At 46.2% G+C, this 13080-nt stretch carries 14 protein-coding genes; 5 read left to right on the plus strand and 9 right to left on the minus strand.

Annotated elements, in window-relative coordinates:
* Window positions 1-111: 111 nt before the first annotated feature.
* The 4 genes from MNV_RS07185 (at window position 112) to MNV_RS07200 (ending at window position 3852) form a co-directional block, all read left to right on the plus strand.
* On the plus strand, window positions 112-606 hold the full coding sequence (locus MNV_RS07185; protein ID WP_096204818.1) for a hypothetical protein: 495 nt from the start codon (window positions 112-114) through the stop codon (window positions 604-606).
* 326 nt (window positions 607-932) lie between these two features.
* Complete coding sequence (locus tag MNV_RS07190; RefSeq protein ID WP_179293854.1) at window positions 933-2183, plus strand: S8 family peptidase; 1251 nt, start codon at window positions 933-935, stop codon at window positions 2181-2183.
* 403 nt (window positions 2184-2586) lie between these two features.
* A complete protein-coding gene (locus MNV_RS07195) occupies window positions 2587-3471 on the plus strand; it encodes a M4 family metallopeptidase (RefSeq protein WP_256999987.1) in 885 nt (294 codons plus the stop codon).
* 60 nt (window positions 3472-3531) lie between these two features.
* Window positions 3532-3852 carry a protealysin inhibitor emfourin gene (locus MNV_RS07200; RefSeq protein ID WP_096204822.1) on the plus strand — a complete coding sequence of 107 codons (321 nt, stop codon included), beginning with the start codon at window positions 3532-3534 and terminating at the stop codon, window positions 3850-3852.
* A 52-nt stretch (window positions 3853-3904) separates the two neighbouring features.
* On the opposite strand, the gene MNV_RS07205 is transcribed toward MNV_RS07200, so the two are convergent.
* From MNV_RS07205 to ahaH, 9 genes are all read right to left on the minus strand, one after another.
* Window positions 3905-4525 (minus strand): V-type ATP synthase subunit D, encoded by a 621-nt coding sequence (locus MNV_RS07205; protein WP_096204824.1) that lies wholly within the window; start codon window positions 4523-4525, stop codon window positions 3905-3907.
* Window positions 4526-4531: 6 nt separating this feature from the next.
* The gene (locus MNV_RS07210; RefSeq protein ID WP_096204825.1) at window positions 4532-5923 is read right to left on the minus strand and encodes an ATP synthase subunit B; all 1392 of its coding nucleotides are present in this window, start codon (window positions 5921-5923) and stop codon (window positions 4532-4534) included.
* A gap of 1 nt (window position 5924) precedes the next feature.
* Window positions 5925-7661, minus strand: a complete 1737-nt coding sequence (locus tag MNV_RS07215; RefSeq protein ID WP_096204827.1) for an ATP synthase subunit A — start codon at window positions 7659-7661, stop codon at window positions 5925-5927.
* Window positions 7662-7732: 71 nt separating this feature from the next.
* On the minus strand, window positions 7733-8032 hold the full coding sequence (locus MNV_RS07220; RefSeq protein ID WP_096204829.1) for a V-type ATP synthase subunit F: 300 nt from the start codon (window positions 8030-8032) through the stop codon (window positions 7733-7735).
* Window positions 8033-9052 (minus strand): V-type ATP synthase subunit C, encoded by a 1020-nt coding sequence (locus MNV_RS07225; protein WP_096204830.1) that lies wholly within the window; start codon window positions 9050-9052, stop codon window positions 8033-8035.
* 4 nt (window positions 9053-9056) lie between these two features.
* Window positions 9057-9608: a V-type ATP synthase subunit E gene (locus MNV_RS07230; RefSeq protein ID WP_096204832.1), complete on the minus strand. Its 552-nt coding sequence runs from the start codon at window positions 9606-9608 to the stop codon at window positions 9057-9059.
* 16 nt (window positions 9609-9624) lie between these two features.
* The gene (locus MNV_RS07235; RefSeq protein ID WP_096204833.1) at window positions 9625-9852 is read right to left on the minus strand and encodes an ATPase; all 228 of its coding nucleotides are present in this window, start codon (window positions 9850-9852) and stop codon (window positions 9625-9627) included.
* Between the two features lie 5 nt (window positions 9853-9857).
* Entirely contained in the window at window positions 9858-11828 is a 1971-nt protein-coding gene (locus MNV_RS07240; protein ID WP_096204834.1) for a V-type ATP synthase subunit I, read from the minus strand.
* Complete coding sequence (gene ahaH / locus MNV_RS07245; protein WP_096204835.1) at window positions 11821-12147, minus strand: ATP synthase archaeal subunit H; 327 nt, start codon at window positions 12145-12147, stop codon at window positions 11821-11823. The genes MNV_RS07240 and ahaH overlap by 8 nt, the downstream gene beginning before the upstream one ends.
* 328 nt (window positions 12148-12475) lie before the next feature.
* Between ahaH and tnpA the strand changes: the two genes are divergently transcribed.
* Window positions 12476-12901 carry an IS200/IS605 family transposase gene (tnpA, locus tag MNV_RS07250; RefSeq protein ID WP_096204837.1) on the plus strand — a complete coding sequence of 142 codons (426 nt, stop codon included), beginning with the start codon at window positions 12476-12478 and terminating at the stop codon, window positions 12899-12901.
* Window positions 12902-13080: the final 179 nt, after the last annotated feature.

Raw genomic sequence — 13080 nt, forward strand, 5'->3', positions numbered from 1 at the left:
ATTCATAACTGGATTATGGGATAGTGCCGAGTAAAAAGCTTCTACGAATGCAACATAGAGGCTCAAGAAACTTTATTATACCATCGAAGATTATCTGATTTACCGATAGCCATGAACCTCAAGCAACTTTTAATCGTCCACAAGGAAAAGTTCAGGAGGAAGTATATCAATGCGCTTGCAAAGGCGAACTCACTTACCCCTGAACAGGTACATGCCGAGTATAAAGATACAGTCGAGGAATATATCCAGGATAAATACATGCCGGTGGAGCAGCTTACTGACAGGATCATCAAAACCGGGCGCCCTGTACTTCTCAACATACGGCGCGACAGGTTAAGGGACGATAAATGCAAGCTCTGTGAGGGAAACCAGCCCAATATAGATGAAATTGCAAAAAAATACCAGGACAGGATCGAGGTCATCGAGGTCGCTGAAGACAGGCATGAAGGAGGAGCGCTTTACCATATCATCTTTCACGAAGAGGCAGAGGAAAAGAAACTGCCCCTGGTGGCTGTGATAAATAAAGGGAGTATCCTGAAGTTCTGGGCCGGCAAGACCGTAGAGCCTGCGGTGATTGAGATGTATATTAAGAAAATTTTATCATAATAGAAGCACACTGGTGCATCACAAAACCTATGACTTCTTGAATAGCTTTTACACCTGAAGTGAGAGCTCTGTGAAATAAGTTGAAGCCCTCCAAAACCTCCAAAGCTCCTCTACCAAAAGTTTTATACATTATAATGACGCATTGAAAACAAGTGTTGCTAAATTCCGATGTATAATTGATTAAAAATGGTATTAACAAGAAACATCGGTAGAATAAAAGGTGGGATTGGTAGAATTAAATATTAGACCTAACTACGATGAGCAATTGGAAAATATGCTTGATAATTAATGATCATGATGGAAAATATTTGAAACGGGGGAACAATATGGTCAAAAAGAAAGTTATTGTAGAGATAAGAGCACCAAAAGTACCAGAATCCAGATTAATGGCTGTAGCAAATGAGATTACATCTCAGTTTGATATTGAAGGATTTAAACTGGATAAGGATTACAAGCCTGTTCCAGGAAACCCTCCTGATCATCTTGCGGCGAGTTTCGAAGCATCTAATGAGACTGTGATGCTGGTACGGGGCGAAATAGAAGAAGGCAAAGAGAAAGAGCTTGAATCCAGACCAAACGTCATTAAAGTTTGGACGGATGCGAGAATAGCGCCGACCTATGACTGCGACACGGATGTGTCCAAAGGAGATTTAAACAGGGTTGCCCGGTATCTGGGTGCGAACAAAATATGGGCAAAAGGTATACGAGGAAAGGGCATTGTTATAGGTATCTGCGATGATGGAGTTAATGCATTATCCAGAGATATTGTGATCGATGGCTGGTCTCCAGAGAAATGTTCTAAGTGGGGAACTGAAGGCGGTCATGGTAATATGACAGCAACGGATGTCATTGGTATGTGTCCTGAAGCAAAAATTTACGATATAGGTGTGCTTAAAAATCCTCCGGGGACAACTCCGGATGTTGAGGGAGCCATTTCCAATGCAATAGCCGGTTTTCAATGGGCTATAGAACATCACAAGAGAGACGGGACTCCCCAGATTCTTTCCAATAGCTGGAATTCTTACCAGGAAGAATGGGCTCCTGATTACGCCAGGGACCCAAACCATCCATTTACGAGAAAAGCTCTGGAAGCAATAAGGGAAGGGATTATAGTTTGCTTCAGTGCAGGGAACTGTGGTGAGTTCTGTCAGGAAAAAGATTTCCGCTGTGGTTCCGATACAGGTTCCGGGCGAAGTATCTGGGGGGCGAACGGGCATCCTGAGGTCATAACTGTGGGCGCAGTAAATATCAAGGGAGAACTGGCAGGTTATTCAAGTCAGGGACCTGCTGCCCTTTCCAGCGAAAAACCGGATCTTTGCGGAATAACACATTTTAAAGGATATAATGATCCGGATACCGGGACATCTGCAGCAACACCGATAGTGGCAGGAGTTATCGGTTTGCTCAAGTGCGCCAGACCGGATTTAACTCATGCGCAGGTAAAAGCTGTATTGAGAAAGACGGCTAAGGACATTGGCGAAACAGGTTTTGATCATAACTCAGGTTATGGTATAGTCCAGGCGTACGCAGCCTACAAATTATTAATAAAGAAAACGAAGCCGAAAAAGCCTGAATAAGAGTAATTAAAATTTCGCTTCTGAAAAGGCAGCGTCGATCTATATTCGGTTAAGCCTTTTCGGATATAAACTGGAGGAAAAATATGTGGGAAAAAGAGTTAGGAAAAAATTGTCCGTCAAATGGAAGAACAGCATATGAAAGAATCGCACGCCAGTTCGTATGGGGTATCGGAAAGAGGTGATAAAAATGTGCATTAGACCTGGAAAAATGAAAAGAACCTTACAAGTTCACAAGTGCCATTGTATGTTTGTTCCACCCCAGGTTCTTGAGAACTTGGCAAGAAAAGGAATCATGGAAGCCGTAGACAGCGTTCATCAAAGCAAGCTGAGCCGCGAAAAGAGAGAGATCAGGGTTACAGCTGTGTACGAGTTAACATCCCGTAAGGCAGCAATGCAAGAGTTCATGTCCTTTGAAGCCGTAGGGACAGCTTCCCGGCAGGTGTACGACTGCCAGAATCAGTGGAAGCAGCGTGTTAACCTGATAAGGGGCGAGGACGGATCTCCAGCGGACGACGATGCTGCGAACGATGTTTACGATCACGCTGGCAGAGTTCGTGACTACTTCATAGACGTACTTGGTCGTAACTCAATCGACGATGCCAGCATGGACATTATACTCAATGTTCACTATGGCGTTAAGTATCAGAACGCCTTCTGGGACGGCGACGAGATGACTTTCGGCGACGGTGACGGCAAAATCTTCACTAACTTTTCCAAGTCTCTCGATGTTATAGCTCATGAACTGGCACACGGCGTTACGCAATGGACCGCAAATCTTGCTTATAAAGGTCAGTCCGGAGCGCTGAACGAGCATTTCTCAGACGTCTTCGGGAGCGTGATCACGCAGCATGTCGAGGGGCAGACTGCAGATACGGCGGACTGGCTCATAGGCGACGAGATAATGGGACCTGAACTAAAAGGTGAGGCACTCCGTTCCATGCTTGAGCCAGGAATAGCGTATGATAACGAACTCATGGGCAAGGATACGCAGCCGGGTCACATGAATGACTACTACAAGGGTTCTGCGGATAACTATGGCGTGCACATCAACAGCGGAATCCCGAACAAGGCATTTTACCTTGCGGCAACGGAGATGAATCTTGGAACTGATAAGGCAGCCCTTATCTGGTACAACGCACTGCAGAAACTCTGGCCTACGGCGAACTTCAATGATGCCGTCAAAGTTATTGCGCAATCTGCAAAAGATCTCGCCAACGAAGGGAAGGTGCCCAAAGGCTCGCCGCAGAAGGTGAGAGCTGCATTCAAGGCTGTAGGACTGCCAAGTTAAGACCGGGAGTTGTCACCCTGAACAAAACACCGGAGGCTATGTAGTCTGAGGGGATACAACATGCGCATTGACTTTGAATTTTCAGGAGGATATGCTAACCTGCGGTATGGATATCATGCGAATACCGATGAGCTTCCAGAGGACGTTGCCAGAGAACTCTTGAGTCTCGTGGAAAGCTCCGGGATATTTAAAATCCAGCAAAGTGAAGTTGCTCCCACTTCAGCGGGTCCTCCTGATGTGTTTTTCTACCGCCTCTCACTATACGATGCCAAAAGAAGGATTTCATTGTCATTTAACGATGTTACAGCCCCGGCTGCTTTGCATCCTTTATTAGCACTTTTGAGAAAACTTGCAATGGAACAGGCTGGAAAAGAGCGATAGTTACAGGAATGACGCCTATAATAATTGAATTTTGAGAAGGGGATAGAAAATCCTATCCCTTTATCCTCTTCAGCCTGAACGTATTTTCCCTTTCCATCTCTTCAAGCCTTAACACGATAAAGTCCTTCGCCTCGGTAAGCTCAGGGATGACCTTGAACTCAAGCGCATTCACCCTGCGCTTCGTTTTCTCTATATCGTCAAGCAGCTTCTTCATCGTTGTCTCTATCTCTGCAGCAAGGATGAGCTTCTCAACAAGGATTTCATAGGCATCCACGGCCTCATCGATGCGGGAGCTCGTGCCTATTATGCCGTAACCGTGTTCGTTCAGTTTCTTATGGACACTTGAAGCCTCGATCTTAGGAACAACGACACCCATCACGTTCTTGCTTTCAAGCTCCAGTTTTGGCGTGTCCTTGAGGGCAAAAGCTGTGGATCTCACCACCACCGTGCCTTCCACGGACTTGGCGATAGCGAGCTTCTGTGAGGCGACGGCGAACTGCTTCTCCACTTCCGCCCTTACGTCCTTGGCTTTCTCAAGTATTGCGAAAAGCTCAAGTATCAGGCCATCGCGCTTCATTTTAAGAAGCTTGTGCCCGCTCTGGCTCAGCTTGATCTTCTTCTTGAGTTCGATGAGCTCCGAACGTGTGGGTTTTATATTGTCCTTGATAGCCATATATCCTTACTTTCCTTCCTGCTTTCCCTTGTGCGCCGGGTGATATTTCTGGATGTACTTGTTATCTATCCTTGTGAGCTGTGCTTCAGGCAGTGAAGACAGGAGTTCCCAGCCAAGATCGAGGGTTGTTTCAATATCCCTGTTCTCGTCCCCACCCTGACGCACGAACCTGTCCTCGAACATATCGGCGAACTCAAGGAATTTCTTATCCCTGTCAGAGAGGGCGTCCTTGCCTACAATAGCTACAAGCCCTCTCAGGTCCTTGCCTTCTGCATAGGCTGCGTATAACTGGTCGGAGACCGACTTGTGATCTTCCCTTGTCCTGGTCGCCCCTATGCCTGAGTTCATCAGCCTTGAGAGTGACGGAAGCACGTTGACCGGCGGGTAGATGCCTTTCCTGTGCAATTCCCTTGATATAACGATCTGTCCCTCGGTAATGTATCCAGAAAGATCAGGGATCGGGTGCGTGATATCATCGCCAGGCATGGATAATATGGAGAACTGTGTGACCGAGCCTTTTCTTCCTTTAACGACGCCTGCGCGTTCGTACAGAGAAGCCAGGTCTGTGTACATGTATCCGGGATACCCACGCCTGCCAGGCACTTCTTCTCTTGCGGCGCCCATCTGGCGAAGCGCTTCGCAATAGTTCGTGATATCGGTCAGGATGACCAGCACATGCATGTCATGTTCATATGCAAGGTACTCTGCCGCTGTAAGTGCAAGCCTCGGCGTGATAAGCCGCTCCACAGCCGGGTCGTCTGCAAGGTTAAGGAACACAACAGCCCTCTCAAGGGCGCCTGTGCGCTCAAAGTCGCGCATGAAATACTGTGCCTCTTCATTGGTAATGCCCATTGCGGCAAACACCACTGCGAACTGCTCATCCGAGCCTCTGACTTTTGACTGCCTGGCTATCTGAAGCGCAATTTCATTATGCGGGAGACCCGAGCCTGAGAATATGGGAAGTTTCTGACCCCTGACCAGCGTATTCATCCCGTCTATGGTGGAGATGCCTGTCTGGATGAATTCTTTTGGCGGAAGGCGGGCATAAGGATTGATAGCTGCACCTGTTATCTCAAGTCTGTCCTCAGGCACAATGCGGGGTCCGCCGTCAAGCGGCTCACCTGAGCCTGAGAGTATCCTGCCGAGCAGGTCTATCGAGACCGGCAGTTTGATTGTTTCGCCTGTAAACCTGACGCTTGACTCTCTATTAAGTCCTCCGGCGCCCTCGAACACCTGAACAACGACAATATCCTCGGAAGTATCAAGTACCTGTCCCCTCTTGCTACTGCCGTCAGGGAGGGTGATATGTACCAGTTCATTGTATCCGACTGGTTCCGTCTTCTCAACAAAGATAAGAGGTCCTGCGATTTCTCTGATTGTCTTGTACTCTTTTGTCATGTTACTTCCCCCTCAGGTTGCCAAACTCTTCTTCCATGCTCTTTGTAACCGCGCCGAGCGCTGAGTCAAAGTCCTTCTCGAATTTGACTTTTGCAAGGGCATCTTTTGATTTTAATTTCATGATATCTTCAACAGCAGCTCCGCTTTCGAGTGCGGACTGGGCTTTATTGCCCCACATTGTGATGGCTTTTAGCAGCTTGTACTGCTTGTCCATTGGACAGTATGTATCCACATCATGGTACGCGTTCTGCTGGAGGAAATATTCCCGTATCATCCTTGCGATCTCAAGCGTAAGCTGCTGGTCTTCCGGGAGTGCGTCCGAACCCACCAGCTGAACGATTTCCTGAAGCTCGGCTTCTTTCTGGAGCAACTCCATTGCATCGTCCCTCAGCTTTGACCATTCCTGAGAAACGCTTTCATTGTACCAGTCGCCCAGCGCCTTTGTATATAATGAATAACTGTTGAGCCAGTTTATTGCCGGGAAATGCCGCCTCTGGGCAAGTTTAGCATCAAGTGCCCAGAATACCTTGACGATACGGAGCGTGTTCTGGGTAACCGGTTCTGAGAAGTCGCCGCCCGGAGGCGAGACCGCCCCGATGACCGTAATAGAACCCTCTCTTCCGCAGAGGGCGTTCACTTTACCCGCGCGCTCATAGAATTCAGATAATCTTGCTGCAAGATAAGCGGGATAACCCTCTTCTCCAGGCATCTCTTCAAGGCGTGATGAAATTTCCCTCATCGCCTCTGCCCATCTCGAAGTTGAATCTGCCATCAGGGATACGTCATAACCCATGTCCCTGTAATATTCGGCTATGGTGATGCCCGTATAAACCGATGCTTCCCTGGCTGCAACTGGCATGTTAGAGGTATTTGCGATAAGCACTGTTCTCTCCATCAGAGGTCTTCCGGTTTTCGGGTCCTCAAGTTCCGGGAATTCGTTCAAGACATCCGCCATTTCGTTACCCCGCTCACCGCATCCGATGTACACTACGATCTCGGTATCGCTCCATTTTGCGAGCTGCTGCTGGGTAACGGTTTTTCCGCTCCCGAACGGACCGGGGATAGCTGCCGTCCCACCCTTTGCTACGGGGAAAAGACCGTCAAGGATTCTCTGACCTGTTATCAGCGGTTTATTTGGCATCAATTTCTTGCTTACCGGTCTTGGCTTCCTGACTGGCCATTTCTGCATCATCGTGAGTTCTTTTCCGTCGCTGAGGGTGCATACGACCTCATCGACCTTGAATTTGCCAGCCTTTATTTCGTCGACAGTGCCTGAAATATTTGGAGGCACCAGTATCCTTTGCTGGATGTTCTGCGTTTCCTGGACGGTCCCTAATATACTGCCGGCGTTTACTTTGTCTCCCTTCTTCACCGTCGGTACGAAATCCCATTCCTTTTCCCGGGAAAGACCGTTCGCAGATACCCCGCGTTTAATAAAATCGCCCATCGAACCTTTTAAGACCGGAAGAGGGCGCTGGATCCCGTCGTATATGCTCTCAAGCAATCCGGGTCCAAGCTCAACAGACAGCGGCATACCCGTGTTCTCCACAGGCTCACCCGGCTTTATACCTGAGGTCTCTTCATACACCTGTACTGTGGACTTATCCCCCTCTATACCTATCACTTCACCCATCAGTCCTTCATTTCCGACTTTGACCACATCGTACATACGGGTATTTAAACCGCTGATTATGACAACTGGTCCTGATATTCTATAAATTTTACCTTTTGCGTTCATTTTCCAAGACACCTTCTTATTAATCCCCCGAATAAATCCGGGGGTCTATTATCGTTTCCATTAGTATCATACTATTTCCAGAGATCGACTCCCACCGCCTGTTTTATTTTCTCTCTCAGGTTCGTGCTCTCACCCTTTCCGCCAATGGCTATTACAGTGGGCTCAACAGAATCATCGAGTGTTTTTTGCATATGCGGTGATAACTTTTCCAGATCGTTATTATGAATCAAAAGAATCGCGACTGTTTTATCGTTCAACACGTTCTGGATCTTTGCCTCTATATTATCAGAGGTGGCATCATAAGTCTTTCGAATACCGGCAAGTCGGAACCCTAATACAAAATCATTATGTCCTACAACTGCAATTTCCATCTACATCACCAGGTGTGCCTTTATTATTTCTTCGGGAAGGACGGTCTCTTTTCCGCGCACTATTATTCTGAGATTGTCCACTTCGATTTTCTTGCTCGATATATAATCGAGTATGGGCAGGATTGAAAGCGGGTAGTAGTACGATATCCGGGAGGCATACACAAGTCCATATTTATCAAGACGTGTCTCAATATTTATAAGAGAAGTTAACTCACCGATTACGTCTGATATCGCACCCCAGTAAGAATATTCTTCAAGAGCGCGTACGAACTCAGGAAGAGGCAGGGATGCAAGTCTGGCAAGGTCGCTGTTCTTAAGTTCCATACCGCCTGGTATAAGAACTCTGATCGTTTCATCGCGTTCCATACCGGCGCATTTCATCCTGAAGAGCATCTTCAGGTTTTTCAGATCTATTTCAGTCCTGAGGAATTTTAAGAATAATTTATTTCCAGTAGCATCCGCGGCTTTAATTATGTTGGAATAATACATTTTATCAAGAGCATTCTCAATCTCGGCAAGGTCTCCCTTATATCCTTCAAGTGCAGGATAATAGGGGGTTTTTGCGAACGCAGCGATCACACCTTCAACCGTACCAATCTTGACGATCTCGGATAAATCCCTGTATCTCAACTGACCGCCTGAAACTATATCTTCAAGTATTTCTTCCTCGCCGGCACCTGAAAACTTTCCTCTCAGGATCGTCTTTATATTCCAGATGTCCCAGAAACGAAGGTATTCCGTGATCAAAAAGTTGGCTTCGTTCTGCGACACTTCTATTAATTTGCGGTAAGTCAGTGCAAGGTTCTGGTTCAGCGCATGCTCAATGAGGTCGGTTCCTGTATATTTTTTGCCGAGTTCATCGACCTCCTTTTTATACTCCGATTCCCCGATAAACCGGGTAATCTCGGGTATCTCCATGTTCAGGAACTTGGGATACATCTCCCTGGGAATGAGTTTACCTTTCATAGCCCTGACACGGGCTACGATATATGCATATTTAACATTGCTTGAAACACCCATTTTTTCACCCGAACAGGATATCGGAGACCTGCTTTAATGACTTTTCACTGACATTTTTTAAAATCGTATCGTACCTGAGATCAAGATACTCTGTTCCATCCTCATTCTCTATTAGAACACCTCCGATGCAGTCAATCTCACCGGCATAATTAAGCTTTGTAAGTTTTTTGACCGCAGACGTGTCCTTTGCCCTGGAATATATCTTAGCATTACTGTTTTCGTTCTTTTTGATGATCGAACTTAGAAGCTTCTGGTTCCTGTCAGCCGGGAGTTTGCCGACCGAATCTTTTGCCTTCTCATAAACCTCATCAAGAAGTTCCTTACGCGCGTTCAGCATTGCTCTTTTGACTTCCAGATGAGCGCTTGATAACTCCTGCTGCCTCAATCTTTCGATCTCTTTCCTGACAGCTTCCTGCTTCGCAGCTTTAAGCTTTGCTGCCCGGGATTCCGCCTCTGTAATTATCTTTGAAACTTCCTGATAGGTCTCTCCGCTTATTTTGTCTGCTTCTGCTTTGCCTTTTGCTTTAATCTCCTGAACTATAGCATCGAGTCCCATATTTGTTCACTTTGCCTCAGAATACGAACAGCAATATCAGGGATACGACAAGACCGAAGATTGCAATGGATTCCGGGATGACTGTCATCAACAGACCTTTACCGAAGAATTTCTCATCTTCAGCCATTGCACCTACTGCCGCGGCACCGATGGCCTGTTCGCCCATACCGGCGCCGATTCCTGCTAATCCTACTGCTATTCCTGCTCCAAGTGCTACCATTCCAGCTTGTGATGGATCTACCATTTTTATTATTCCTCCGTATATTTTCTATTATAACCAAAGGGGGTGTACTTCTTACCTCCCCCTTCATAAAATTTAGTGAAAAATTCCACGTACTGAAGTCTCAGTGAATGGATACCCGGGCCCAGGATCCCCAGTAAAAGGTTGATCAGATGCCCGATGAACAAAATTACCACACCTGCAAGGGCAAGGAGAATCCCTCCACCCAGCAGTACTCCTTCCGGCCTGATGAAAAGATCCATGGCAAGCGTGTTGACTGCAAGAGCTATTCCTGCCGAAGATAAGCCTATTGCAAGTATCCTTGAGTATGAAAGGACATTACTCAGGAGAGTGGGTAATTCCAGAATGGATATAAACCCTTCTCCTTTTATCAGAAGTATGATCCCGATTAAACCGAGCACCAGCCCTCCGGCAAAGACAGGGTCGCTCAAAGGTATTGGCGATTTAGACATCATGGCAGGCATCAATTTAGCTATGACAGCAACGCCGCCGATCAATATCATCATCCAGCTTCCTTTAGCAAAGACCGCATGCTTTATATCATGCTCTATTGCAATGTTCCGGAATCCGATTACAAGACCCAGGAAGATATGAGCGATGCCGATTATCAATGTTACCAGGAGTAGCAATTGAACTTCTCCAAATCTGTGGATCGGTAAATGCAAACCTGCTATTGCGGGACCTTCTCCAAGGATTCCATGTACTATTTTTCCTTCCTCCTCAATGTTGAAAATCGGAAAACCGAAGAGTTCCCCATATATAAAACCAAAAATTACTGAGAGCACAGCCGAGAGGAGAAGTATCAGTGACAGTGCATTGAGCTCCCCGGTCTTGAACTTATTTTTGATAACGAGCGCCATGATAGCCACTATGATACCGTACCCGATATCCCCAAGCATTATGGCGTAGAACAGCGGGAATGTGATGAAAACCACAGCCGCAGGGTCTATCTCCCGGTATTTTGGTGTTGCGAAAGTATTGATAAGTAATTCAAAGGGTTTTGCAGGCCTTGGATTTTCAAGCTCAATCGGTATATCTTCCTCTTTTACTTCCTCCTCGACCCTGGCAAAATATACCTTTCCGCCTGTGCTATCCTGTAATCTTGATTCGATCTCGCCGTACTTTCTTGAAGGCACCCACCCGTCGATGATGAACGCATTCGGGCTTGTGGCAAACCGCAGGGGAGCTTCCGCCTTTTGTGTCTCTATCGAAAGGAACTCATCAGCCGCCATTATGAAGTCCGCATATTCTTTCTTGATACTATCAAGCTCGGATTTCAGGGCTGCATATCTTTCATGAAGTGCTGCGGCATCTTTTGCGAGCCCTTCGAGTATGACCGGCGGGTTACCTTTTAATTCAGGCACCTTTATTTCGACATACGAGCGCTCTTCCTGGAGCAGTTTCTGGACATCTCCCTCAAAGGTGCGGGGAATGAACAGCGCAAATATTTTTCTCTTTTCGTACTCTCCGGTGAACAGTTCGTATTTATCCGTTATTTTGGAGAGAGCCGGCTTTATATCGCTCTCGATATACCCGACATAGACTTTTACTGTCTCATACCCGTAGTATTCCTGTAATGATAATGGAAGCCCGAAGAACGGTTTAACAGCAGATATAAGGTCTTCTTTTTCCTTAATCTTGAATTCAATGTTCCTCAATTCATCGGTGCGCGATGAGACCTCGTTTTGCAGTTTTGCTATCTTTTCATCGACCTGCAAAGGCAGCTCTTTTGAACTTTGCCTGGATGAGGGTTCTTTTGCAGCTATCCCGAGCTGGTTTGATATCGCCCTCAAAGAAAGCAGGTATTCGGAGAATTTGGAAGCAGGTTTCAGGGGCTTCCCGATCTTGAAATCCCCGGTCTCTTCCTGGTAATCCGTTATATGCAGCGCGTTTGACTTGTGGAGAGTGGAAATGGTACTCTCCATCATGTCCTTCGTGCCTGCAATCACGACCCTTGTCATTCTTGTGGGTTTAAGCATCTGCTGCCCTCTCGAATTCGGTTAAAATAAATTTAGTGGCTTTCTGTACATTCTTCTTGGCCTTGTTCTTGCTCTCGTCAGCCTCTGCGATCCCTGCCCGGACAATTTTCTCTCTCTCTTCTTTGATCTTTTTCCGTGCATCGCCTATTGCAGACTCGTAAGATTTCCGGGCCTCTTCCTCAGCCTTCTTGATTATCTCTCTTGCCTGTGCATGTGCTTCAGAAATCTTCCGGTTCCTGGTCTCGTTCGCCTGGATGACTGAAGATTTGGCCTCCTCTTCAGCCTGCTTAATGTCTGATAAAATTTCAGCTCGTGTCATGGGATTCCTCTAAATCTGAAATAATAATAAGATTGTGTTTTTCTTCCTTCACATAGGAGAGCACCTACTTAAATTATTCGCTTTTGGAATGGTTTTTTTGCAAGGGCGCATAGCGCTATTTTTAATGATAAATCGTTTTAAATTTTTTAAGGCAGGGGAACCAGGTACATTATTCTTCTCCCATGATTGAAACCGGCGCATAAATGCTATGGCAGGATATGCCAGCTTCAAGATGCTGCGGTTACTTATTCCAGGCTTTATTGTCTCAAAAATACTTTCACATTGCTCTTAGTAAAGAATTTTAGATAAAGACTTTAGATTATCGGTCATGGATAGGATAGTAACTAAGAAGGAAATGCGCCATGACAGGCATACGGTATCGCTGCTGACAGACCATATGGTATTTTCACCCAAATACAGAGGAAAAATATTGATCGGTGAAGTTGCATTCCTGGCCGAAGTGATAATCAGAAAGACCTGTAATGAGCTTGACATAGAGATAATAGATATAGCAGTCAATCCAGACCATGTACATCTATTTATAAAATACCCGCCAAAATATTCCGTCAGTTTTATTGCAAAGAAAATTGAAGGTAGTACCAGTAGAGTCCTCAGACAAGAATTTCCTCACTTAAAGGATTGGTGTGGCGATCATCTGGGGGCACCAAGCTGTTACCACGGTTCTGTAGGTAATGGTTGGGATGTTGTCGAGAGGTATATTTCATCTCATAATACATACGAATATAACAGGTGATATTCCTGTATATTCCTATAAACCGTTATATACAGGCCTCGTGCATCGTACGGGGTATACCGTGACTGAACGCTGCGGAAAACTCATGCTCCCGAAAGGCGATAAAATACCAAAATCTGGTTATTATCATATAAATCAGGCGCACATAAATTCCTAAATTCCCATCTTTTTAGGCACTA

It is taken from the genome of Candidatus Methanoperedens nitratireducens (assembly GCF_900196725.1).
In the GTDB taxonomy this organism is placed as follows: Archaea; Halobacteriota; Methanosarcinia; order Methanosarcinales; family Methanoperedenaceae; genus Methanoperedens; species Methanoperedens nitroreducens_A.

What these genes read in the sequence shown, in the direction of transcription:
- MNV_RS07185 (WP_096204818.1), top strand. Translation starts at nt 112, where the DNA reads ATGAACCTCAAGCAACTTTTAATCGTCCACAAGGAAAAGTTCAGGAGG.
- MNV_RS07190 (WP_179293854.1), top strand. Translation starts at nt 933, where the DNA reads ATGGTCAAAAAGAAAGTTATTGTAGAGATAAGAGCACCAAAAGTACCA.
- MNV_RS07195 (WP_256999987.1), top strand. Translation starts at nt 2,587, where the DNA reads ATGTCCTTTGAAGCCGTAGGGACAGCTTCCCGGCAGGTGTACGACTGC.
- MNV_RS07200 (WP_096204822.1), top strand. Translation starts at nt 3,532, where the DNA reads ATGCGCATTGACTTTGAATTTTCAGGAGGATATGCTAACCTGCGGTAT.
- MNV_RS07205 (WP_096204824.1), bottom strand. Translation starts at nt 4,525, where the DNA reads ATGGCTATCAAGGACAATATAAAACCCACACGTTCGGAGCTCATCGAA.
- MNV_RS07210 (WP_096204825.1), bottom strand. Translation starts at nt 5,923, where the DNA reads ATGACAAAAGAGTACAAGACAATCAGAGAAATCGCAGGACCTCTTATC.
- MNV_RS07215 (WP_096204827.1), bottom strand. Translation starts at nt 7,661, where the DNA reads ATGAACGCAAAAGGTAAAATTTATAGAATATCAGGACCAGTTGTCATA.
- MNV_RS07220 (WP_096204829.1), bottom strand. Translation starts at nt 8,032, where the DNA reads ATGGAAATTGCAGTTGTAGGACATAATGATTTTGTATTAGGGTTCCGA.
- MNV_RS07225 (WP_096204830.1), bottom strand. Translation starts at nt 9,052, where the DNA reads ATGGGTGTTTCAAGCAATGTTAAATATGCATATATCGTAGCCCGTGTC.
- MNV_RS07230 (WP_096204832.1), bottom strand. Translation starts at nt 9,608, where the DNA reads ATGGGACTCGATGCTATAGTTCAGGAGATTAAAGCAAAAGGCAAAGCA.
- MNV_RS07235 (WP_096204833.1), bottom strand. Translation starts at nt 9,852, where the DNA reads ATGGTAGATCCATCACAAGCTGGAATGGTAGCACTTGGAGCAGGAATA.
- MNV_RS07240 (WP_096204834.1), bottom strand. Translation starts at nt 11,828, where the DNA reads ATGCTTAAACCCACAAGAATGACAAGGGTCGTGATTGCAGGCACGAAG.
- ahaH (WP_096204835.1), bottom strand. Translation starts at nt 12,147, where the DNA reads ATGACACGAGCTGAAATTTTATCAGACATTAAGCAGGCTGAAGAGGAG.
- tnpA (WP_096204837.1), top strand. Translation starts at nt 12,476, where the DNA reads ATGGATAGGATAGTAACTAAGAAGGAAATGCGCCATGACAGGCATACG.